General features: G+C 64.7%; 18 protein-coding genes. 13 read left to right on the top strand and 5 right to left on the bottom strand.

Translation table 11 applies throughout. The annotated features are described in order from the left end of the window. Nucleotides 1–4 precede the first annotated feature (4 nt). From U1769_RS12135 to U1769_RS12110, 6 genes are read left to right on the top strand one after another with little or no spacing between them, the layout of a single operon-like run. The gene (locus U1769_RS12135) at nt 5–859 is read left to right on the top strand and encodes an alpha/beta hydrolase (RefSeq protein WP_332716147.1); all 855 of its coding nucleotides are present in this window, start codon (nt 5–7) and stop codon (nt 857–859) included. Next, nucleotides 856–2,457 carry a tannase/feruloyl esterase family alpha/beta hydrolase gene (locus U1769_RS12130; protein WP_332716145.1) on the top strand — a complete coding sequence of 534 codons (1,602 nt, stop codon included), beginning with the start codon at nt 856–858 and terminating at the stop codon, nt 2,455–2,457. The genes U1769_RS12135 and U1769_RS12130 overlap by 4 nt, the downstream gene beginning before the upstream one ends. Nucleotides 2,458–2,459: 2 nt before the next feature. Next, a complete protein-coding gene (locus tag U1769_RS12125) occupies nt 2,460–4,166 on the top strand; it encodes an AMP-binding protein (RefSeq protein WP_443030359.1) in 1,707 nt (568 codons plus the stop codon). 1 nt (nt 4,167) lies between these two features. After that, nucleotides 4,168–4,503 (top strand): hypothetical protein, encoded by a 336-nt coding sequence (locus U1769_RS12120; protein WP_332716143.1) that lies wholly within the window; start codon nt 4,168–4,170, stop codon nt 4,501–4,503. Next, a complete protein-coding gene (locus tag U1769_RS12115; protein WP_332716141.1) occupies nt 4,500–7,049 on the top strand; it encodes a beta-glucosidase in 2,550 nt (849 codons plus the stop codon). Before U1769_RS12120 ends, U1769_RS12115 begins: the two co-directional genes overlap by 4 nt. Beyond that, the gene (locus U1769_RS12110; RefSeq protein WP_332716139.1) at nt 7,046–7,744 is read left to right on the top strand and encodes an IclR family transcriptional regulator; all 699 of its coding nucleotides are present in this window, start codon (nt 7,046–7,048) and stop codon (nt 7,742–7,744) included. The genes U1769_RS12115 and U1769_RS12110 overlap by 4 nt, the downstream gene beginning before the upstream one ends. 145 nt (nt 7,745–7,889) lie before the next feature. Here U1769_RS12110 and U1769_RS12105 read toward each other — a convergent pair whose 3' ends face one another. The 4 genes from U1769_RS12105 to U1769_RS12090 all read right to left on the bottom strand — a co-directional run bounded on the left by U1769_RS12105 (nt 7,890) and on the right by U1769_RS12090 (nt 14,511). After that, on the bottom strand, nt 7,890–9,206 hold the full coding sequence (locus tag U1769_RS12105; protein WP_443030343.1) for an MFS transporter: 1,317 nt from the start codon (nt 9,204–9,206) through the stop codon (nt 7,890–7,892). 52 nt (nt 9,207–9,258) lie between these two features. After that, entirely contained in the window at nt 9,259–10,425 is a 1,167-nt protein-coding gene (gene uxuA, locus U1769_RS12100) for a mannonate dehydratase (protein WP_332716137.1), read from the bottom strand. A gap of 89 nt (nt 10,426–10,514) precedes the next feature. After that, nucleotides 10,515–13,520: a TonB-dependent receptor gene (locus tag U1769_RS12095; RefSeq protein ID WP_332716135.1), complete on the bottom strand. Its 3,006-nt coding sequence runs from the start codon at nt 13,518–13,520 to the stop codon at nt 10,515–10,517. 217 nt (nt 13,521–13,737) lie between these two features. Next, entirely contained in the window at nt 13,738–14,511 is a 774-nt protein-coding gene (locus tag U1769_RS12090; RefSeq protein ID WP_332716133.1) for a FadR/GntR family transcriptional regulator, read from the bottom strand. A gap of 212 nt (nt 14,512–14,723) precedes the next feature. Between U1769_RS12090 and U1769_RS12085 the strand changes: the two genes are divergently transcribed. Genes U1769_RS12085 through U1769_RS12065 form a run of 5 tightly spaced genes read left to right on the top strand, consistent with a single transcriptional unit; the run spans nt 14,724 to nt 20,769 of the window. Beyond that, the gene (locus U1769_RS12085; RefSeq protein WP_332716131.1) at nt 14,724–16,112 is read left to right on the top strand and encodes a 3-keto-disaccharide hydrolase; all 1,389 of its coding nucleotides are present in this window, start codon (nt 14,724–14,726) and stop codon (nt 16,110–16,112) included. A gap of 14 nt (nt 16,113–16,126) precedes the next feature. Next, on the top strand, nt 16,127–17,437 hold the full coding sequence (locus U1769_RS12080; RefSeq protein WP_332716129.1) for a Gfo/Idh/MocA family protein: 1,311 nt from the start codon (nt 16,127–16,129) through the stop codon (nt 17,435–17,437). Between the two features lie 5 nt (nt 17,438–17,442). Then, nucleotides 17,443–18,297 carry an FAD:protein FMN transferase gene (locus tag U1769_RS12075; protein WP_332716127.1) on the top strand — a complete coding sequence of 285 codons (855 nt, stop codon included), beginning with the start codon at nt 17,443–17,445 and terminating at the stop codon, nt 18,295–18,297. After that, complete coding sequence (locus U1769_RS12070; protein WP_332716124.1) at nt 18,294–19,571, top strand: Gfo/Idh/MocA family protein; 1,278 nt, start codon at nt 18,294–18,296, stop codon at nt 19,569–19,571. The genes U1769_RS12075 and U1769_RS12070 overlap by 4 nt, the downstream gene beginning before the upstream one ends. A gap of 13 nt (nt 19,572–19,584) precedes the next feature. After that, complete coding sequence (locus U1769_RS12065; protein ID WP_332716121.1) at nt 19,585–20,769, top strand: Gfo/Idh/MocA family protein; 1,185 nt, start codon at nt 19,585–19,587, stop codon at nt 20,767–20,769. Between the two features lie 3 nt (nt 20,770–20,772). On the opposite strand, the gene U1769_RS12060 is transcribed toward U1769_RS12065, so the two are convergent. After that, nucleotides 20,773–21,072, bottom strand: coding sequence for a putative quinol monooxygenase (locus tag U1769_RS12060; RefSeq protein ID WP_332716119.1), 300 nt, complete (start codon nt 21,070–21,072; stop codon nt 20,773–20,775). Between the two features lie 628 nt (nt 21,073–21,700). On the opposite strand from U1769_RS12060, the gene U1769_RS12055 reads away from it, so the two are divergent. Next, nucleotides 21,701–22,162 carry an RNA polymerase sigma factor gene (locus U1769_RS12055; RefSeq protein ID WP_332716117.1) on the top strand — a complete coding sequence of 154 codons (462 nt, stop codon included), beginning with the start codon at nt 21,701–21,703 and terminating at the stop codon, nt 22,160–22,162. Then, nucleotides 22,159–23,148 (top strand): FecR family protein, encoded by a 990-nt coding sequence (locus U1769_RS12050; RefSeq protein ID WP_332716115.1) that lies wholly within the window; start codon nt 22,159–22,161, stop codon nt 23,146–23,148. Before U1769_RS12055 ends, U1769_RS12050 begins: the two co-directional genes overlap by 4 nt. Nucleotides 23,149–23,530: the final 382 nt, after the last annotated feature.

Raw genomic sequence — 23,530 nt, 5'->3', positions numbered from 1 at the left:
CCGTATGCGCAGCCTGTTTGCCGTGCTCGCCCTGCTTTCGGTGACCGTTTCGGGAGATGCCCAGGACGTCATCCGTCTTCGTTCCGGCACGCCGGCCGCTCCCCAGGCGGAAGTGACGGAAAGCCGCTTTCCCTTTGGCAAGATCGTGCGCAACGTCTCCGATGCATCGCTGACGGCCTATCTTTCGGATCCGGCGGTCGCCAACGGCACTGCGGTGATCATAGCGCCCGGCGGCGGTTTCCACATGCTGTCGATCGAGAACGAAGGCGTGGCGGTGGCACACTGGCTGAACAGCATCGGCGTCACTGCCTTTGTGCTGAAATATCGGCTGGTGCAGACCGATGACCGCTTCGTGCCGCACTTCTTCCGGCTTCTGACTCATCTCCCCGAACTGGCTACCGCGGTTAAGCCGCTGCGCCCGGCGGCAACCGCGGATGGCGAGGACGCGGTTCGATATGTCCGCAGGAATGCCGTGCGTTTCGGCATCAAGCCAAACCGCGTCGGTTTGATGGGCTTCTCGGCGGGCGGGGCCGTAACGGTCTGGACGATGCTGGCCAACCATCCCGACAGCCGGCCGGATTTTGCGGCGGCCATTTATCCCGGCCTGCTGCCCGATCCGATCGTGGCGCCAAAGAATGCGCCGCCCTTGTTCGTGCTGGTGGCCGATGACGACACGATTGCGCGGAGCGACAGCGGGCGGCTCGAAGCCGCCTGGCGGGCAAGCGGGGCCAGCACCGAATTCGTGGCTTATCCCAAAGGCGGCCACGGTTTCGGTATGAAGCACCAAGGCAAGCCGACCGATGAATGGAACGCTCGAATGCGGTCCTGGATGCAATCTCAGGGGGTGCTGACCAAATGAGCGATCTTATAAGGTTCGGCTCGCTTGGAGCATTCGCAGTACTCGCGGGCTGCTCGGCGAGCGTAAGCGCGCCGCGCGCGATAGCAGTGCAGAAAGTCAGGACCTGCGAGGCGCTGACGGACATGCCGCTCGGCAACGGCCGGATCGATGCGGCAATGCCGGTCGCCATGGGCGCGGTCGTTTCGACTGACGCGGGCAAACCCGGCCTGCCTTCGCCCGGCGCCTTTTGCAGGGTCCAGGCAATACTCACCCCGACCCCGGGTTCGTCGATCAAGGTCGAGCTATGGCTACCGGAGCGCGCAGCGTGGAACGGCAAGTTGCTCGGCGCCGGCAATGGCGGGTTCGGGAGCAACCTGACCGTGCCGTCGCTGCTGATGCGCGGCGGAATTGAGAAAGGGTATGCCTCGGTCGGCACCGATATGGGGCATTTCGGCGAAAGCGACGTCGATGCCAAATGGGCACTGAATGCGCCCGAGAAGATCAAGGATTTCGGCTGGCGCGCTAACCATCTTGCGTCCGAGACGGCCAAGAAGGTGATCGCGGCGTATTATACGACCCCGCTCGCCGCGAGCTATTTTCATGGCTGTTCCGACGGCGGCCGGGAGGCGCTGATGGAGGCACAGCGATTCCCAGACGACTATGATGCGATCATCGCCGGCGCGCCCGCCATTCCCTGGACACGGATGACCAGCGCCTTCGCAATGGATCACCTGGCGGTATTCGCGCGGCCTGAATCCAGCATTCCCAACGCCAAGCTCAAACTGTTGCAGACCGCCTCGCTGGCCAAATGCGACAAGCTCGACGGGGTGGCCGACGGCGTGATCGACGATCCGCGCCAGTGCCGATTCGATCCGGCCGAGCTCCAATGCAAGGCCGGCGACGGGACCGATTGCCTGACGGCGCCTCAGGTCGAGGCAATCAGGGCGCTCTATCGCGGGCCGGTCGGCGCGGACGGCAAGCCCTTTTATTTCGGCTTCCAGCCCGGCGCCGAGGCAGTGTCCGGCACCTGGGACCTGTGGCTGACCGGACCAAAGGCGCAGCATGGCCGGTTCGCGACCGAATTCATGCGCTACATGATCCATTCCGATCCGGAATGGCAGATTTCGAGCTTCGACCTGGGGCGCGACTATCCGCTGGCGAAGCGCCTGCAGGGCCGCAACCTCGATGCCGACAATTCCGATCTGCGGGGCTTTTTCGGGCGCGGCGGCAAGCTGATCCTTTACCATGGCTGGCAGGACGCAGCGATCCCGCCTGAGAACACGATCGACTATTATCGGCGGGTGCAACGGACTAGCCCGAAGAGTGCGGCCAGCTCGGTGCGGCTGTTCATGGTGCCCGGCATGTCCCACTGCCTGATGGGACCGGGGCCCAATGTGTTCGATGCGCTCGGCACGCTCGATGCCTGGCGGCAGGGTGGGCCGGCGCCGGAACGGATGACCGCCATCAAATTCGACAGCGACCTGTTCGGCTATCTCGGATTTCCGACCAAGCCGCTCCGCACCCGGCCGCTCTGCGCTTATCCCAAGGTCGCGCGGTGGGACGGCACTGGTTCAACGGACGACGCGGCGCGCTTCACCTGCTCGGCGCCGGCCAGCTGATCATGGCGCGGCTCTCGCACAGCCATGTTCAAGGGCCGGCGGGGCCACCGCTGCTCGATATGACGATCGGCGCGGCGCTGGTCCGCGCGGCGCAGCTCTGGCGCGAGCGCGATGCGCTGGTGTCTGTGGCGCAGGGCGTGCGCTGGAGTTATGCCGAGCTGCTGGTGCGCGCCGACGCGCTAGCGGCCGGCCTGCTCTCGCTCGGGCTGGAGCCGGGCGACCGGATCGGAATCTGGGCGCCCAATTGCGCCGAATGGACCCTGACTCAGTTCGCCGCGGCGCGCGCGGGACTGATCCTCGTCACGATCAATCCAGCCTATCGCCTGTCCGAGGTCGAGTTCACGATCAACCATGTCGGCCTGAGCGCGCTGGTCACCGCCGAGACCTTCAAGACCAGCAACTATGTCGAGATGATCGAGGCCCTCGCGCCCGAATTGAGCGGCAGCGATCCGGGTCGGTTGAACGCTGAACGACTGCCGGCGCTTCGCTGCGCCATCCAGATCGACGGAGCCCCGCGGCCTGGCTGGGTGCAACTCAGCGACATCGCGGCGCCGCGCCAGGGCGCGCGGGCTCAGATGGACCGGATCGAGATCGGGCTAAGCCCGGACGATGCAATCAATATCCAGTTCACGAGCGGCACCACCGGTCTGCCCAAGGGTGCCACGCTCTCCCACCGCAATATCCTCAACAACGGCTATTTCGTCGGGCGGGGCATGGTGCTGGAGCCGGACGATCGGATCTGCATTCCGGTGCCGCTCTATCATTGCTTCGGCATGGTGCTCGGCAATCTCGCAAGCCTAACGCACGGCGCGGCGATGGTCTATCCCTCGCCGGGGTTCGATGCGGGCGCCGTATTGAACGCGGTCGCGATAGAGCGCTGCACGGCGCTCTACGGCGTACCGACCATGCTCATCGCCATCCTTGGCCATCCCGACTTCGCTGCGTTCGACCTGTCCTCGCTCCGTACTGGCTGCATGGCCGGCGCGATCTGCCCGGAACCGCTGATGCGCGAGGTGATCGGGCGGCTGAACATGCGTGACGTGACGATCGCTTATGGCATGACGGAGACCAGCCCGGTCAGTTTCCAGACCGGGCTTGACGATCCGATCGAGCAACGCGTCGGATCGATCGGAAGGGTGCTGCCGCACCTCGAATGCAAGGTGATCGATGCCGATGGCGCGGTAGTGCCGGTTGGTCAGCCGGGGGAACTGTGCACGCGCGGCTATTCAGTGATGCTTGGCTATTGGAACGATCCCGAACGGACCGCCGAGGCGATCGATGGCGACGGCTGGATGCATAGCGGCGATCTCGCGACGATCGATGATGAGGGCTATGGCAATATCGTCGGCCGGCTGAAGGACATGGTCATCCGCGGCGGCGAGAATATCTATCCGCGCGAAATCGAGGATTTCCTCTACCGCCATCCCGGGATCGAGGACGTCGCGGTGGTGGGCCTGCCCGATCCCTGCATGGGCGAGGAACTGTGCGCCTGGGTCAGGCTGCGGCCGGGCGCCGAGGCCGATCCGGATACGCTGCGCGATTTCTGCCGCGGCCAGATCGCCCATTACAAGATCCCGCGCTATATCCGGATGGTCGATGCCTTCCCGACCACGGTGACCGGCAAGATTCAGAAATATCTGATCCGCGAGACGATGATCGCGGACCTCGGGCTCACCACTGAGCCACCCCCGACCACAAGCGAGAGGTGAAATGATGAAATCCTTCCTGATCGGCGCTGCCCTTGCGGCCTTCGCCACCGTTCCCGGCGCCAGCGCACAGACGACGCCGGCAGCGCCGGCCGATACGCCCCCGGCACCTGCACCGGCCACCGGCGCTAAGTTCACGCTCGACACGCCGATCCAGGAGATCGTGGCGGACGACCGCGGCAAGGCGGTGATGGACAAGAATTTTCCGGGTATGACCGCGCTGGCGGAATATGAGATGTTCAAGGCGCTGAGCCTGCATCAGGTCCAGCCTTATTCCAACGGCAAGCTCACCGACGAGATTCTCGCCAAGGCCGAAGCTGACCTGGCGGCGATCAAATGAAGAAAGGTGGCCGGTATCTTGGCAACGGCATTGCGGTTCTCGCGCTGATGATCGGCATATCGTCCGGATCAACCCATGCGGCCCCGCCGCAGCACGCGCCGACCTATAAGGACCGCGCCGCGCCGATCGAGACGCGCGTCGCGGACCTGATGGGGCGGCTGACGCTGGACGAGAAGATCCTCCTCCTGGCAGGGGAAAGTTCAATGACGCTCAACGCGATCCCGCGATTGGGCATCCCCTCGATCCGCATGACCGATGGGCCGACCGGCGTCAGGTCGCCGGAAGGCAAGCCGGCCACCGTCTTCCCCGTCGGCGTGGCGCTGGCGGCAACCTGGAATCCCGATCTCGTACGCGAGGTGGGCGCGGCAATCGGCCTGGAGACGCGCGCGCATGGTGCCGATGTCCTACTTGCACCGACCGTCAATATCGTGCGGACGCCGCGCTGGGGGCGGAATTTCGAGACCTATTCGGAGGACCCCTGGCTCACCGGCCAGATCGCGCTCGGCTATGTACGCGGGGCTCAGGGCACTGGCATTGGCGTGTCGATCAAGCATTTCGCGGCGAACAACCAAGAGAGCAATCGTTTCGTCGTGGACTCGGTCGTCGATGAGCGGACGCTGCGCGAAATCTATCTGCCGGCGTTCGAAATCGTCGTGAAGCAGGCCGAACCCTGGTCGGTCATGGCGTCGTACAACCGGCTCAACGGCGTCTATGCCACGGACAATCGCTGGCTACTGACGGATCTGCTGAAGAAGGAATGGGGCTATAAGGGCTTCGTCGTGTCGGACTGGGGCGCCACTCATTCCACCGCGCCCGCAGCGAACGCCGGCATGGATCTGGAGATGCCCGGGCCACCGGCCAATTTCGGCGCCAAGCTGAAGGCGGCGGTCGATGCGGGCAAGGTGAGTCTCGCGCAGATTGACGATAATGCCGGCCGCATCGTGCGTCTGATCGTACGCAGCGGCGCATTGGATCGCGCGGCACCCGCGACGAAGCCGGGCGCGCTGCGCCATGCCGCCGTGGCGCGGAAGGCGGCGGAAGAAGCGATCGTGCTGCTCAAAAATGCGGGGATTTTGCCGCTCGATCCGTCAATCCGCTCGCTGGCCGTGATCGGCCCCAATGCCGATGTGTCGCGAATCCAGGGCGGCGGAAGCTCGGCCGTCGAGCCGTTCGATACCATGACGACGCCGCTCCAGGCCTTGCGAGCGGCATTGCCGGGTGTCGACGTGATTTATGCCAAGGGGGTCGACAATGAGGAGACGCCGCCTGCCGCCTTGCCCGCCATGTTCAGCCCCGGGGCGGATCGCGCCGAAACCGGCATGGCCGCCACCTATTTTGCCACCGCGGACGCCTCGGGAACGCCGGTGCGGAGCGAGCGCGCCACCAGCTTCCTGAAGCGGATCAGTGGCAATGTCGCCGGGCCGCAGGTCACTGGCTATAGCGCGCTCCGATGGGAAGGGTTCTTCTGGCCACGAACGTCCGGACCGCACGAGTTCAGCGTCCGTGGCACGGGCAATGCGACCATCACGCTCGACGGCAGGACCATTCTCGACAAGGCTACCGCGTCCGTACCGGATGTCCGCGACGTGCTGGGCTTCCCGATTCCCAGGCGTACCGTAACTGTCGATCTGGTCGCAGGGCGGGGCTATCCGATCCGCCTCGATTACAGGACCGGCCAGACGCCTTACGAGTATCTGAGCTTCGGCGTCCGCGAACCGCGCCCATCGATCGATACCGCCATTGCCGCGGCGCGGGCAGCCGATGCAGCGATCGTCCTGGTCGGCTCTTCGTCGACGACCGAGGGCGAAGGCTATGACCGCACGTCGCTCGACCTGCCAGGCGATCAGAACCGGCTGGTGGAGGCGATCACCGCGGCCAATCCGCGTACCGTCGTCGTCTTGAATGCCGGTGCCGCGATGACGATGCCGTGGCACGACAAGGTCCCGGCGATCCTCGATCTGTGGCTGCCCGGCGAAGGCGGATCGGCGGCGCTGGCCGATATCCTGTTCGGGCGGGTCAGCCCCTCGGGCAAGCTGCCCGTTTCTTTCCCCGCCCGGACCGAAGACGATGCGGTCGACCTGAAGAACCCGAAGAGCGCTTATAGGGAGGGGTTGCTCCTCGGTTATCGAGGATTTGAGGCACGAGGCGTGGAACCGCTCTTCGCGTTCGGTCACGGCCTTTCCTACACGCAGTTCGTCTATTCCGACTTGCAGGCGCCGCGCCAAACTCAGGCGGGGAAGCCCGTAAAGGTGCGGCTGACGGTGCAGAATAGTGGTTCGCGTGCCGGCAAGGAGGTGGTTCAGCTTTATGTCGCGCCCACGGTTCCCCTAGCGAACGAGGCGAAAAAGCAGCTCAGATCCTTCGCGAAGATCGACATCCCGGCCGGCGGCAAACGGCGTGTAGAACTCACGCTCGATCCGCGCGCCTTCTCGTTTTACGACATTGCCTCGAAAAGCTGGCAGGTAAGGGCGGGGGCCTATCAGCTGATGGTCGGATCCTCCTCGGACGATCTTCGACTGTCCAGCACCATCAATGTGTCCAAATGACCGGCAATGGCGACGATGCCGCTCAAACCAGCATCCAATGCGGTGACGCGGCTATCGGGCGTAGTGCGTCTAAAACGCTGCAACGAGGCCTCGATCTGATCGAGGCAGTCGCTGCGGGGGACGCTTACCCCACCGACCTGATCGCCACGACCGGCCTCACCTTCAGTACGACGCATCGCATTGCCGGCGTATTGGTGGAGAGGGGCTATCTCGTCCCGATCCGGCGCGGCGGCTACCGACTCGGCCCGTCGGCATTGCGGATCGGCTTCGAGGCGCAGCGCCAGCTCGATCTGATTCCGACGGCGCGGCCCCATCTCGATGCTCTTGCGGCGGTGACGCGGGATACCGTGAGCCTGGTGGCCATGAGTGGAGGCGCGGCACTGCATCTCGACGTCGTCCCGGGCAGGCGGCGCACGATCGTTGGGCGTCGTGTCGGTGAGCTGCAGTCGCTCGATTCAGCAATAGGACGGGCTCTTATCAACGCCGAACTTGCTGCCGGCGAGGAGGAAGCACGCCAGATTTTCTGTGCGGCGGCCCCCGTGCTTGATGTCACGCAAAACGTGGTGGCCGCTATCGCGGTATCCAGTCCTGCGGGTGAAGTGGATTACGGTCGGCGCGCCGCGCTTCAGGGCGCGGTCCGCGATGCCGCCTCGGCATTGTCTCATGATCTGGGCTCAGCGGAGCGTGCACGCTAGCTGACTTTTTCATCCCGGTAGAGGTGGCGTTCCGGACCCAAGCCTTGGTCGTCGGTCGGATATCCATGCCCCGTCGGACGAGGCGGCGGAGCGCGCCGCGAGGCTGCTGGAAGAACGCCCGAAGTCGCTGCTGAAACGTACCCTTTCAAGGCTCACCAGCGGACGCGGGCGGCGGCGCACCGTCGAGACGCGGCAGGAGAAGGTGCACGATCAACAGAGCGACTAGATAGGCGCCGCCGGCCCAGAGGAAGACAGGGACGTAGGTTCCGACGGATTCGAGAACCTGGCCGACATAGCGAGCCATGATCATGCCGCCGATCGCGCCCGCGGCGCCGCCAATGCCCATGACGGACGCGACCGAGCTCTTGGGGAAGGTGTCGGACACCATGGTGTAGAGATTTGACGACCAGCCCTGATGCGCGGCGGCGGCGAGGCCGATGATCGCCACGGCAGCGGTCAGGCTGGAAACGGAGCTGGCGAAGACGATCGGCAGGACGAGGATCGCGGACGCCAGCAATGCCAGCTTGCGGCCGGCATTGATGCTGAAACCGCGCTTGATCAGCGCCGACGATAGCCAGCCGCCGCCGATGCTGCCGACATCCGCCAGCAGATACACCGCGATCAGCGGGGGACCGAACGTCTTGAGATCGAGACCGTGGCGTTTGGCGAAGAAATCGGGCAGCCAGAAGAGGAACAGATACCAGACCGGGTCAGTGAGAAATTTCGCGCTCACGAAGGCCCAGGTGCCGCGATAGCGGAACAGCTTGCGCCACGGAATCGGCGCGCTGCCGGCATCATTCTCCTGATCGGCGCCGATATAGGCACGTTCCTGTGCGGAGATGCGCGGATGTCGTTCGGGCGGGCGGTAGAAGTACAGCCAGGCAGCCAGCCAGATGAAGCCGAGCAGCCCGGTCACCAGGAATGCGGCGCGCCAGCCGTAATTGAGCGCAATTACCGGCACGACGATCGGCGTCGCGATCGCGCCGACATTGGCGCCGGCGTTGAGGATGCCCGCAGCCAGCGCGCGTTCCTTCTTGGGAAACCATTCGGCGACCGATTTGATTGCGGCGGGGAAATTCGCCGCTTCGCCCAGACCGAGCGCGAACCGCACCAGCGAGAAGCCGCCGGGGCTCCGCACCAGCGCGTGCGCCATCGCCGCGAAGCTCCACAAGGTGATCGCCGCGGCATATCCCATCCTGGAACCGACCCGGTCGATCAGTGGTCCGCAGGCGAGTAGCCCGATCGCATAGGCCGCCTGGAACCAGAAGACGATCATGCCGTAATCTGTCTCGGACCAGCCGAGTTCGCCCTGCAGCGTGGGCTTAAGGATGCCGATGACCTGGCGATCGATATAATTGATCGTCGTCGCGAAGAACAGCAAGGCGCAGATGACCCAGCGAACGTTGCCTCCAGCCTTGGCCGGGCCGGGATCCGTCGCCTGTGTCGAACCGTCCAGGCTCACTGGTCTGGATCGCTGGACAACAAGCGATCGGGCGAGAGGCTGAGCGGGCGCGTCATGGCAGCAACGCCATGTGCGCGATGCCACGCTCCAGTCCGCGGAGTTCGGCAAGGCCGCGCATCCGCCCGAGCAGCGAATAGCCTGGCTGTGTGTGTTTCGACAGATCATCGAGCATCTGATGGCCGTGGTCGGGTCGCATCGGGATCGAGCGCCCCTCGCGCGCTTGCAGCCGATGGATGGCGGCGACCAGGGCGGCCATGTCGGCGTCGCCCTCGAGATGCGCGGCCTCGTGGAACGCGCCATCGCGCTCGCGCTGGACCGAGCGGAGATGGACGAAGCCGATGCGCTCGCCCAGCCGATCGATCATGCCCGGCAGATCGTTGTCGCTTCGCGCGCCGAACGATCCGGCGCAGAAGCACAGGCCGTTCGAGCGGTTGGGCACGCGCGCGAACAAGGTCGCCACATCCGCCTCGGTGCTGACGACGCGCGGCAAACCGAACAAGGCGAAGGGAGGGTCGTCCGGATGAACCACGAGCTGGATCCGCAGCGCATCGGCAACCGGGCACACCGCCTCCAGGAATGCGACATGATTGGCGCGGAGCGTTTCGGCGTCGATATGGTCGTATTGCGCCAGCGCATCACGGAAGCGGTCGGCGGTGAAGCTTTCCTCGCTGCCCGGCAGACCGGCGATGATCGTTCGCTCTAGCAAGCCGCGCGCCTCGTCGGTCATCGCGTGGAAGCGGCGTGCGGCGCGATCCATCAGGGCAGGCGTGTAGTCGCGCTCGGCATGGGAACGCCGCAGGATGTGCAGGTCGAAGACCGCTGCCGCCTCCAGTTCGAAACGCAGGGCGAGGGCGCCGTCCGGCATCGGCCATGCCAGATCGGTGCGGGTCCAATCGATCACCGGCATGAAATTATACGTCACCGTGCGGATGTCACACGCCGCGAGATTTTCGAGACTGCGGCAATAGTGTGAAATCAGCGCGTCCCAGTCAGCGCTGCGCGTCTTTATCCCCTCATGGACCGGCAGGCTTTCGACGACTGGCCAGGTAAGACCTGCCCCTTCGATCTGTGCCTTGCGCGCGGCGATCGCATCACGTGGCCAGACGTCCCCATTGGCGATCTCGTGCAGTGCGGTCACGATGCCGGTCGCGCCGGCCTGGCGGATATCGCGCAGGGTAACGGGATCGGAAGGGCCGAACCAGCGCATCGTTTCAGTCATCATCACCCGTCAGCCACCTCCCCACTTACGTTTTTGGGCCTCCTGCACCACGGCCGATGCCGCCGGGCATCGTGATATGTGGCAGGCCGCTAGAACTGGAAGTTGACCGCGAGCGCATAGGTCCGCCCGAAATACGCCGTGTAGAGTGGGTCTTTCCGCACCGTGTCGACGGTCAGACGATTGGTCTCGTTGGTGATGTTCGACACTTCGGCGATCAGCTTGATGTTGTCGTTGACGGCGTATGAGGCGGAGGCGTCGACGAAGATCGAGCTGGCGTTCGAGGTCGAGTCCGCATCGACGGAGCCGCTCGGCACCGCAGTCAGGAACGCCGCCCGGTAGTTGACCGTCGAGCGGATGCTGAACTTCTTGTCTTCGTAATAGAGCGTGCCGCTCGCCGTCTCCGGAGACAGGCCGACCAGCGGCGCAGTCCGCGACAATGACGGCGAGATGACATAGTTGATGTTCGAGCGCACGCGCGTGAAATTGCCGAGCGCACCGAAATTGCTCAGCGCCCCTGGCAGGAAGCGGAACGGCAACTGCACATTGACCTCGAAGCCGCGCAACGGCCCGCCCGGCGTGTTGTTGCTGCGCTGGACGGTGAACTGGTCGGTCGGGCGCAGCAGCGTGCCGTTGAGCAAGGTCAGGGGTAGGCCGATATCCTGGAACGCGACTGATTGGCTCGTCGTCTGGATGTAGGTCTCGATATTCTTGTAGAAATAGGCGACCGAGATCAGAGAGCCGGGCGCAAAATACCATTCCAGCGCGGCATCGAAGGTGTTGGCACGGATCGGTTCGAGGAACGGATTGCTGAACGAGGCGGTCTGGATGACGAGGTTGGCGGAGCCGGCCGGGATCAGCTGCCCATAGGCCGGTCGGGACATCACCCGCGCGGCGGATGCGCGGGCGATCAGGTTGGGCGTGAGGTCCAGCGCAAGATTTGCCGAGGGTAGCCAGTCGTCATAGGTGCGGCTGACCTGCGAGATCACGAAGCGTGAGGGGTACAGCGATCCGGTGGGTGCCGCGGTGGTGATCGGGCCGTAGGTATCGAGGCTGGTATGGACGTAGCGTACGCCGGCGTCGCCGCGCAGCGTGAACGGCAGGCTGTTCTCGGTGTTGAACTTCACCATCAGATAGCCCGACTTGTACTTCTCCTTGACGCCGCCGAAGGTGCCCTTGGCGCACTCGACGCTGCAATAGACGTAACTGTCGAGGTTGACGGCATCGCGGAACTTGTCGGGATCGATCGAGACGAAATCCTGTAACAGCCCGTCGAGATTCTTGCCGACGCCACTGGTCACCGAGGTGAAGCTGGAGAGGGAGACGCCCGCCGGCAGGTCGAGCGGCGTGCCGGTCGCGAGCTGACGCTCGCGCGCGGTATATTTGTTCGTGCGATACTGGCCGCCCGCCTGCACGGTGAAGCCGGGCGCCGCTTCCCAGTCGGCGTTCAGCTCGAACGTCTTGCTGAGGATCGTATTGCGGCGAATGAAGTTCGACAGCTGGCCGCGCTGGTTGCCATTTGTGAGGGGGGCGCCATATTGGAACAGTGCGGCGTTGGTGGTGTCGATGCCGTAGCTGATCTTCGGGATATCGGCACTCTCGCGAAAATCGATCGAGAAGTTGCGCGTATCGTTCGAGTCGATCGCCACCTGTAGCCGGTTCACGTCGAGCTTCGATTCGTTGATGCCGGCCAGGCCGTAGACGCGGAACGTATCCGAGAAGCGGTGATCGAGGTTGAGGTTCACCTGCCGGTAGGTCGAGGTGAATCTTTCATCCTGCATCTCCGAGCGCAGATCGACGCCGTCGAACAAACCGTGGATCAGCGATCCGTTCTCGTCGACCTCGATCTCGCGCACGGACGTCAGCGGTTGCCCGTTATTCGAGATCGCACGCCCGAACGACCGCGCGTCGAACATCTGGTCCAGTCGTTTGACCTTGAAGCGCGAATAGAGGCCATCGAGCGAGATGTCGGTATTATCGCTCGGCTTCCACTGCAGCGTCAGCGTGCCGGCGAGGCGTTCCTGGTTCTGGCTGCTCTTCACCGGCCGCGGCAGGCGCGGCAGGAACACGCCGCCGCCGGGGCGGCCGTTGGTGCCCACGCGGCTCATGATATAGTCATAGGCCGCGATAGTGCCGGTGCGCGGGTTGCCGGTGCTGCAATTGTTGGCGTCGGCACCGATTGGCGTGCCGTTCGGCTGCGCGTAACCCGCCGTGGGCGAATTGACCGCCACCCCACGGAATACGTAGCCCACCGGCGTGCAGAACGGGAGGATGAGGGAGCGGTTAGGACCGGCGCCGATCAAAGGGTCGGTTGGCACTCTCGGAACGGTTGATGGCGCTTCCTGGCCGTAGACGTAGGTCGGGACGACATCGACCGCCGAATAGGCATATTCCTCAATGTGCCGCTTCGAATAGGCGATGCTGCCCAGGATGCCGAACGTATCGCCGAACTTCTTGGAGACGAGCGCGGAGAGGCGCGGATCGGCCTTTTTGCTGATGTCGTTGTAGATGCCGCGCGCCGTGCCGGTGAGGACGAAATCCTTGCGCTGGTCGAACGGCTTGGGTGCGCGCAGATCTACCGTCGCGCCAAGCGAGCCTTCCTCGACATCCGCCGACAGCGTCTTGCGCACGGACAACGCGGAGAAGATTTCGGTGGGGAAGGTCACGAAGTCGAACGAGCGCCCGGTGGCCACGCCGCCGCGAATGTCGCTGCCGCTGACTTGCGACACGCCTTCCATGCCATTGATGCGCACCCGCGTGAACTGCGCGCCAAGGCCGCGCACCGAAATGTTGCGGCCCTCGCCGCCATCGCCGCGCGACAGCGCGACGCCGGGGATGCGCTGCATCGATTCAGCGAGGTTCGAATCCGGGAATTTGCCGATATCCTCGGCAACGATGCTGTCGATCGCCGCGACTTCCTGCCGCTTCTGGTTCAGCGCGCTGTTCAGCGAGGCGCGAAAGCCGGTGACGATGATGTCAGCCTCGACCGCAGTCGCGTCCGCCGCAGCTGCCTGATCGGCCTGATCCGAGGATCGGGTGGGCGCTTGCTGCCCAGCGGCGGGAGGTGCGATCAACAGACCGAGGACGCTGGTCGACATAAGCAGCGACTGCTTATCGAAGCCTTTGCAGGTCACATACCCTCTCCAGATAATCCGGGCGTGCAGGGTGCCTGCCGCCCGTGATGTTTACCGCCGGCTAGTGTTCTGCCGACCTGGGGCGTCAGGTATCATCGCAGTTGGAATATGACAATATGGAATCAATTGGTCAGGCAATTTCACTGATAAATGTAAAGCGAATCGCCAGGTGTGGATCGTGTCACACGGAGCGGCGGGCGAGGGCGCGGCGCCGTTGGTCGGTCGCGGCGCGGGCGCGCTCGACGGCTTCGGTCTCGGTAACGTCGAGCAGATGATCGATCACGCGGGCGAGATGACCGCGCATGGCATTGCGCGCGTCGATGGGTGATCGTGCCTCCAGGGCGTTCAGGATGCGGCCATGCTCTTCCATGCGGCTTTCCGTGCCCAGGCTGCCCGCCTTCGCCAGAACCTCGCGGGCGAGCGGCGAGCGAAACCGCAGATCCCAGAAGTCGGTCACCGCTGAAATGATGACGGCGTTGCCGGTCGCCTCGGCGATGGCGATGTGAAATCGGCGGTCTGCGTCTTCCGCCGCCTTGGTGTCGTCCTGCGCCATCTGCGCCAGCAACACGCGCAATTCGGCCAGTTGCGGTTCGGTGATCTCTGTCGCCGCGACGGCGGCAACTTCGCCCTCCAGCAGCCGGCGAGCCTCGGTGATCTCGAACGCGCCGATATCGAGTTCCTGGTCCGCATTGGCGGTCGACGAAGCGAGCACGAACACGCCCGACCCTTTACGCGCCTCGACCATGCCTTTCATCTCGAGCGCAATCATCGCTTCGCGGATGGTGGGGCGGCTGACCTGGAACCGCTCGGTGAGGTCGCGCTCGGCAGGCAGGCGAGAGCCGACCGGAAATACACCATTCGCGATGTCGGCGATGATCGCCTGTACGATTCTGCGGTAGAGCTTGCCGCCGCCTTCAGCCGTTTGCATTCCGTCCTCGCTCGATGGTGGCGGCATACATGCCGCCGTCTCTGTTTCGCGCTGCGTCAGTCAGCGTCAAGCCTATATGGTCAGATTGCACGATAGGACAGGAGATGGTGTCTTACAATTCTATTGCATGTGGCCCGACCACATCTTAAGACTCGTGGCAGGAGAGGCCGCCAGACAAGCATGTCGGCGGCAAACGATGCGCGCCGTGACGTGGCGCGCCGGAAAGAGAGGGGATCGCCGTGGCTCGTGCGCTCGCAATGTTGACGCTGGCGGCCGCGCCGCTGATGCTGCAGGCATCCGCGCAAGCGGCGCCGCCCGCGCAGGCATCGGCGCCAACCCAAGCCCCGTGGCGCGATATCACGCCGCGCGCTGGGCTGGCCGGCTGGCACGTCACCGGCGGCAAAGCGGCCTATGACATCGATAAGGGCGAACTGGTCGGGCACGCCTCGCCGGGTTCGACGAACAGCTGGCTGGTCTCCGATGCCCAATATGGCGACTTCATCCTTGAATTCGATGCGCTGACCGATCCGGCGCTCAATTCCGGCGTGATGATCCGTGGACAAAGCCGCCCCGATTATCGCGATGGCGTCGTTCATGGCTATCAGGCCGAAATCGACCCATCATCGCGACGCTGGAGCGGCGGGCTGTATGACGAGCAGCGCCGGCAGTGGCTCTACACGCTCGGTCGCAACGATCCGGCGCGGCGCATCTTCCGGTCCGGCGCGTGGAACCACTACCGCGTCGAGGCGATCGGGACGCGGCTGCGCACCTGGGTGAACGGCGTACCTGCCGCGGACATCGTGGATGACATGGATGCGCGCGGGTTCATCGCATTCCAGGTGCACGCGATTCCCGACGCTGAGGCGGCACGCAGGCCCGAGGTCCGATTCCGCAATGTCCGCATTATCACCGACGCGCCGGCCCGCCATGCCCTCGCGCCGACCAGGCTGGAGCAGCAGGGCTGGCTGTCCAACCGGTTGTCGGACGGCGAAACGCGCGAGGGCTGGAAGCTGCTCTGGGACGGCAAGACCGGCGCGGGGTGGCATGGCCTGAAGAGCACCAGCTTTCCCACGTCCGGCTGGTCGACCGCAGGCGGGGTGCTGAGCGTGAACGGCGGCGGCGATATCATCACCGACCGCGATTACCGAAATTTCGAGCTGTCGGTCGATTTCCGCCTCAGGCCCGGCGCCAATAGCGGAATCAAATATTTGGTCGATTCGAACCTGCTGAAAAAGGGCGAGGCGATCGGGCTGGAATATCAGTTGCTCGACGACGCGCGCCATCCCGATGCGAGAATGGGCCGCGACGGCAACCGGACGCTTGGATCGCTCTACGACCTGATCACCGCGCGCAACCTTTCCGACCCGGATAGCCCGGGCAAGCGGATCAATCCGCCGGGCGAATGGAACCGGGCGGCCATTGTCGTGCGAGGCGATCACGTCGAGCATTGGCTGAACGGGTTCAAGGTGGTCGAGTATGACCGCCGGTCGCCGACGTTTCGCGCGCTGGTTGCAAAGAGCAAATATGCCGCCTTGGCCGGGTTCGGGCAAGGCGGGCAGGGGCCGATCCTGCTCCAGGATCATGGCGACCGGGTCGACTTCCGGTCGATCAAGCTTCGCGCGTTCTGAAAGGGGATGGATCGATGGACCGCAGGACAGTGATAAAGGGTGCGGGCGCGACGCTCGCTGTCGCCATGAGCGCGCGGAGCTATGCCCGCATCAAGGGCGCGAACGACCGCTTGCGCGTCGCGGTGATCGGTGTGAACGGCCGCGGACAGGCGCATATGAGCGCGTTTTCGAAGCTGCCCAACGTCGATATCACCCATTTCTGCGATGTCGATTCAGTGGTGCTCGCGAAGCGCGCAGGCGAGTTTGCAGCGAAAGGCCATGCCGCGCCCAGGACCGAGGGCGATTATCGCCGACTGCTCGACAGCAAGGCAGTCGATATCGTCACCGTCGCGACGCCCGATCACTCGCATGCCAAGCTGGCGATCGACGCGATGAACGCCGGGCACCACGTCTATTGTGAGAAGCCGATCGGGATCGCGCCGGCCGAGGGCGAGGCGATGATCGCCGTGCAGAAGCGCACCGGCCGCACATTGCAGGTCGGCAACCAGCAGCGCTCCAGCCCGGAGACGCGACAATTGCTGGCGCTGATCCAGGCCGGCGAACTGGGCGACGTCTATGAAGCGCACACCTGGTACGCGAACAATCGCGGTTCGATCGGCAAGGGCCACATGGCGACCCCGCCCGCCAATCTCGACTGGGATTTGTGGCAGGGGCCAAGGCCGCGCGCGGCATACCGATCGAACCTGGTGCCGTATAACTGGCATTGGTTCTGGCAGTACGGGACGGGCGAGCTCTGCAATAATGCGATGCACGAACTGGATGTTGCGCGCTGGCTGATGGGCCTGACCTATCCTACGCGCGTCGAGGCGCAGGGGGCGAAGCAGTTTCACGCCGGCGACGATTGGGAGATGTATGATTCGCTCGCGCTGACCCTGCAGTACGACCAGGATCGCACGATCCGCTGGAACGGGCAGAGCTGCAACGCGATGCTGACCTATGGCCGGGGCCGCGGCGTGCTGCTGCTCGGCACCAAGGGATCGGTCGTGGTCGATCGCAACGGGTTTGAGCTTTATGACCTGGCGGGGAAGTCGATCCGCCAGGTAATGGCCGCGGCGACGTCGGAAACCACCGGCACGGTCGGCGAGGGCGCACTCGACGTCTATCATGCCGGCAATCTGGTCGATGTGATCCGCGGTCGCGCGAGCGCGCTCAACTCGCCGATCGCCGAGGGACATATCAGCACGACGCTCTGCCATCTCGGCAACATGGCCTATCGTACGGACAGTTCGCTCGACATCGACAAGGCGACCGGCAAGCCGACCAGCGCCGAGGCGATGAAATTGTGGTCGGTCGCATATGAACCCGGCTGGGAGGTCAAGGCCTGACGACGGTGCCCGCCCTGGCGGACGTCGAGCGCTTCGTGGCGATGGGGACGCGCATCGAGCTGCACCGGTTTGGCGTGGGCGAGGCCGACGCGCTCGCTGCCGCGCGGCGCGCGATCGAGGCAGTCGATGACGCGCTGACCATCCACCGTCCATCAGCGACGACCGCGCTCAACGAACGGCTGATGTCGGGGCAAGACGCGGCGATCGATGATCCAGTGCTGTTCGAGGCGCTGGTTGCGATCGATGAGGCTCATGTCGCGACGCTCGGATTGTTCGATCCGGCGGCTGACCGGCGGTTCGCGTCCGTTGGCTGGGGCGACATCACCTTCGATCGGGCCACCGCGCGGATCGCGGCGGCTGGCCCCGTTGCGTTCGACTTTGGCGGGTTCGGCAAGGGGTTGGCGCTTGACCGAGCCTGTGCCGTGCTGCGTGCGGCGGGCGTCGGGTCGGCCTGCCTGTCGGCTGGCGAGAGCTCGATCGCGGTGGTCGGCGATCATCCGCTGGGCGGGGGGTGGCCGTTCGCGATTCCGCATCCGTCGTGGCCCGGACAGACGTTGGTCGAAGTCGAGCTTCACGATGAATCGCTGTCGATCTCGTCTACGCTGGGCGCGGGCCTGCGGGCGCCCGACCGGGCGGCGATGATTCGCCCGGGCGACGGCGCGGTGGTGACGGACGCGCGGTGCTCAGTTGCCATCGACCGACTAGGTGCGCGCGCGGAAGCGATGAGCACCGCGCTGATCGTCGCCGATGACGAGCGAGCTGTGCTGTTGGTCAATGGTCGCCCGGCACATCGCTTCCTGTTCGATCTTTCCCACGCGGCGGCGATGCCCGCTCCATCCGCCAGGATTCAGGTGCAATGACTGACTCGAAGATGACCGGACCGGATTTCGACCTGAGCCGGCGATCGTTCATCGATCGCCTGCTAATGGCGACTGCGGGCGCCGGAATGGCCGCGGCGGCGCCCTGGGCCAGCGCTGCGGTGGCCGCCGAACCGAAGCGGGCGAATCCCGTGCGGCTCGGCGTGATCGGCACGGGTGATCGCGGCCGCGCGCTGATCCAGAATATCGCCAAGACGCGAAACTGTGCCGTTGTTGCAATCTGCGACACTTATGCGCCGCATCTGGAGAAGGCGCGCGCTCTGGTCGGTACCGGGACGCGCGCCTTTGCGGACTATAGGGCAATGCTCGACGCGGGCGGCCTCGACGCCGTCGTCATCGCGACGCCGCTCGACCGGCATGCGCGCCACTGTTTCGATGCGTTGGACGCCGGGCTGCACGTGTGGTGCGAGAAGGCGATGGCGCGCACGATCGCCGATTGCGGCGCCATGGTGACGCGTTCGCAGACGGCGCGCAAAGTGCTGCAGATCGGGCACCAGCGCATGTTCCATCCGACCTACCTCAACGCGCTGAAGCGCGCGCGGGCAGGCGAGATCGGCACCTTGACGCAGATTCGCGCCAGCTGGCATCGCAACAACAGCTGGCGGCGGCCCGTGCCGGCCGACGCCAACGATCGTCAGATCAACTGGCGCCTCTACCGCGACAGCTCGGCGGGCCTGATGACCGAGCTTGCGACGCACCAGATCCAGGTCGGCAACTGGTTCCTGGACGCGCTGCCGACACGGGTTATGGGGTCAGGCAGCATCTGCTTCTGGAAGGACGGGCGGGAGGTCTATGACCATGTCGCGCTGATCTACGAATATGCCGGCGGGCGGAAGCTGGTCTACACCTCGCTGCTGAACAATGCGCGCTATGGCTGCGAGGAGCAGATCCAAGGCAGCAGGGGCACGATCGAGCCCGAACTGGGACGCCTCTATCAGGAGGTGCCGCCCAAGGTGCTCGCGCTCCAGCGGATGCAGAAGGATGTCGCGCGCGGCCACAAGCGCACCGTGCCGATCGGCGGCGCGACCTGGTTCCCGGAACTGCCCATCACCACGCCCGGCGAGTCGCTCGGCTGGGGTGAATATGACGAGACGATGCTCCAGTTCGAAGGCTTTGGCGAAGCGGTGCGTGCCGGCAGGCCGCTGCCCGGCCTGCTGGCACAGGCCTATCACGCGAGCGTCGCCTCGCTGCTCGGCGAACAGGCGATGGATCGCGGTGAGGCGATGACCTGGCCCACAAATCTGGTTGCCCTTTGAGAGGAATGAAGCCGTGACCGATACCGATCGACGTGCCCTACTGGGTCTGGGGCTAGCCGCCGGGCTTGCCGGCTTTGCCGGCGACGCCTTCGCGCAGTCCGCCACGCGCGGTGATGCACCGACCGAGGGTGCGGTCGCGCGGCCGGCACCCGAGGCCAAATATCGCCTGCCGTTCGCGGTGATCGGGATGGATCACAACCACATCTACGGCATCACCGACGCAGTGATCCGCGGCGGCGGCGTCCTGACCACCTTCTACGCCACCGACCCGAAGCAGATCGCGATGTTCCGCAGACGCTATGGCGACGTGCCGCTCGCGCGATCGGAACAGGAGATCCTCGACAATCGCGCGATCAAGCTGGTGTGCAGCGCCGCGATTCCGAACCTTCGTGCGTCGCTCGGCATCCGCGTGATGCGCGCGGGCAAGGACTATCTGAGCGACAAGGCGGCGGTGACGACGTTGCAGCAGCTCGCCGAGGTCCGTCGCGCGATCAAGGAGACCGGGCGCAAGTTCGCGATCATGTATTCCGAACGACTGGAGGTGCCGGCCGCGGTGATGGCGGGGCAACTGGTGCACGATGGCGCGATCGGTCGCGTGATCCAGACAGTGAACCTCGCGCCCCACCGGTTGTCGGCGTCGAGCCGCCCCGACTGGTTCTGGGATCCGGCGCGCAACGGCGGCATCCTGACCGATGTCGGAAGCCATCAGGCGGACCAGTTCGTCTATCTGACGGGCAGCAAGCGGGCGCAGGTGCTGGCCGCGCAGACGGGCAATTTCGGCAATCCCGATCATCCCGGGTTCGAGGATTTCGGCGACATGATGCTGAGCGGCGATGGCGGCGCGGGCTATGTCCGGGTCGACTGGTTCACCCCGGACGGCCTGCCGACCTGGGGCGACGGCCGCCTCTTCATCCTCGGTACCGAGGGCTATATCGAGCTGCGCAAATATGTGGACATTGCGGGTCGCCCCGGGGGCAACCACCTGATGATCGCCGATCGCAAGGGCACGCGGTATCTCGATTGCTCAAAGGTTCCGCTCCCGTTCGGGCCGCAGTTCGTGACCGATATCGTCGAACGCACATCGGTGGCGCAGGATCAGGACGGCGCATTGCTCGCAGCAGAGCTGGTGCTCACCGCTGAGGCTCGTGCTACGCATGCCAGCAATAACTTAAAGCTGTCGACAACAGGAGCGGGCTAGGATTCAGTCGGCGACGTCCACGGCCTGCGTCGCGATGATTTCGGGCCGGGCGGCGGCGAGGTCGCGGGCCGCCAGGCCGAACGCCTTGAAATGGTCGGACGCCATATGCGCCTGCACGGCGGCATCATCGGTGTACAGTTCGTTGAAGACGAAGCGGCGGTCGCCCCCGGTCTCGCGCCACAGATCATAATGCAGCACGCCCGGTTCGGCGCGCGATGTCGCGACGCAGATGCGCGCCGCCGCGATGAAGGCATCGTCCGCGCCGGGTTTGACGGTGACGAAGGCGACGATCTTGACGGCCATGACATGCTCCTGTGTTGCGATGCAGGCTGCACCTTCCTGTCCGCGGAGACAAGGGATCGCAGCTGGTCGATGACTGGCGTCGGCGGCTCGGGCCCGCATGCGAAAAGCGCACGTTTCGCGCGACCCGTTTTTGCCTTCCTCTTCACCTTCGTCCCTTCGGCCTTGTCGGACGCCGCTGTCACGACGGGCCGGCTGTAAAGCAGCCGCCGTTCGCAACTCAGTGCCAGCACGTCTCGGAGCCTTGCCGGGCTTGATCGTCAGGGGAGGGCGCCGCGGCGAGCGCTGTCGCGCCTTGTGACTTGCCAACAGGCGCTTTCGCCACGCTCGGCTTGGCCCGGGTCGCTTGGTGGCCGATTCCGGGTTTTACTCGCCGGCTTGGTTATGAGATGGATCGTCCTTGATGATCCAGCGGAGGAAGCTGCCCTCAAGTCGAGAATTGTCCATCGCGGTGTCGCGCCGCGGTGCCGGGACCGGCTCTCAGTTGTCGATTTCGGCCAGCTACCCGAATGCTTGCCCTCCGGCATGCTTAAGATCGGATGCCCGCCTCCATATCGTCACATGATATAGCTAGGTCACAGCAGCTTAGGTGTAATTTTCGGGCTCCGGTCGCATGGCGTCTATGCAGAAAATGCTGCGCAGGGTCGGCCAGGCGCTGAGACGGCGGGGCGTGGCGGATCAGGATATCGACGATATCGTCCACGACGCCTATCTGCGCCTCGAGCAATATCGCGCCGAGACGACCGTGCTCGAACCGGAAGCGTTCCTGGTGCGGGCTGCCTCCAACCTGGCGATCGACATCGGCCGTCGCCGGGTGCGCTCCCCGTTCGTGGACACCGATGCGGACGTGTTCGACATCGCCGACGATGCACCGCGACCCGACGAGATCTGGCTCTCCAATAAACGCAACGAGGCCCTAGCCGCAGCTTTTGCCGCACTTGACCCTTTGACACGCGAGATGCTGCGCGCGCAAAGACTGGAAGGGCTGCGTGTCGACGAGATCGCACGCTATCATGGGCTGACCAAGAGCGCGGTGGAAAAGAGACTGGCGAAGGGCATGCTGTTCCTCACCAAATGGATGGAAGAATCATGACCGTGCGCGAAGCTCCGTCACGCGGCGCGGACGCGATCGCCGCGGAGGCCGCGCTATGGATCGTGCGCACCGCCGACACCCGCGCCACTGGCCACCGTGATCCGGGCTTCGAACAATGGCTTGCCGAACATCCCGGCCATCGCACCGCGTTTGCCAAGGCGACCAGCGTGTGGCGCGGGCTGGGCACGGCGGCGAGCCCGCGGCCTCATGCCCGGGCAAGGGCGACGCGCGCCTGGTCGATGCCCGCGCCGCCGCTGTCGCGCCGCTATTCCTGGGCGGCGGCGCTCGCCGCCTGCCTGATATTGATCGTCGTTGGAGGCCAGTTCTTCTCGACCGCCTATCCAGTCTACGCCACCGTCGTCGGTGAGCAGCGATCGATCCGCCTCGCTGACCAGACCAGGGTAATGCTCAACACCGATACCCGAATCACGGTGAGATATGATGCCGCGCAGCGCCGCGTGGTGCTGGAACGCGGCGAAGCGCTGTTCGACGTGGCGCACAATCCCGCGCGACCATTCTACGTCGAATCCGGCGGCGACTATATCCGCGCGGTCGGCACGTCGTTCACCGTCCGCCGCGATGCCCAGGGCCTCGAGGTCACGTTGCTCAGCGGCAAGGTGCTGATCGGAAGGATCGGAGCAGCTGCGCGGGTCGCGCTCGAGCCGGGCGAGCGGTTGCGGCTGAGCGGTGCGCGCGCGCCCATGATCGACCGGCCGGTGGTCGAGGATGTGACGGCGTGGCGACGTGGCCAGATCGTGTTCGACGCGACGCCAGTTGCGGCCGCGATCGCCGAAATGAACCGCTACAGCGCCATGCCGGTGACGCTGCGGGCGTCCACGCCCCCCGGCGCGCGGTTGAGCGGTGTGTTCGAAACGGGCGAAAGCGAAAGCTTCGCCGGCACGCTTGCGGCAATTTACGGCCTGCGCGCCGTGAAGACCGGCGCCGGTTACCAACTGCAGGCTCCGGTCGCCGCCCCGGCCCGCTGACGTCCCGCAAGCGGGTTCAAAAAAAATCCGCACCGCTGGTGCGGTTTCGGCGCGGCCGTTCGTCCTTGGGTTGAGGGCGAGAAATATCGCGCGCTTCACTGCGAATATATATGCCGGCGGCGAATATCGTCCTGGCACTATGCTGCCTATTTATCTTGATCTGCGCCATCAGATTCAAGTGAAGCATAAGTAATATTCCAGATAATCATCAATATATTTTGCGGAAATTGGCGAGATTCGTCGCAGACATCTGCATATCTCTAATGGAAGCGAGATTATTATTTCCGCGGAAATGCTTTGTAACAAAACTTATACATTAGTCTCCTAGCTGCTCGCTCGTCGAAGCAGCGAATCATTTCATGCAGATCGGCTTTCGGGATTG

Source organism: Parasphingomonas zepuensis (assembly GCF_036663735.1).
Classification (GTDB): Bacteria; Pseudomonadota; Alphaproteobacteria; order Sphingomonadales; family Sphingomonadaceae; genus Sphingomonas.
This window is presented reverse-complemented; position numbering and strand designations above follow the sequence as displayed.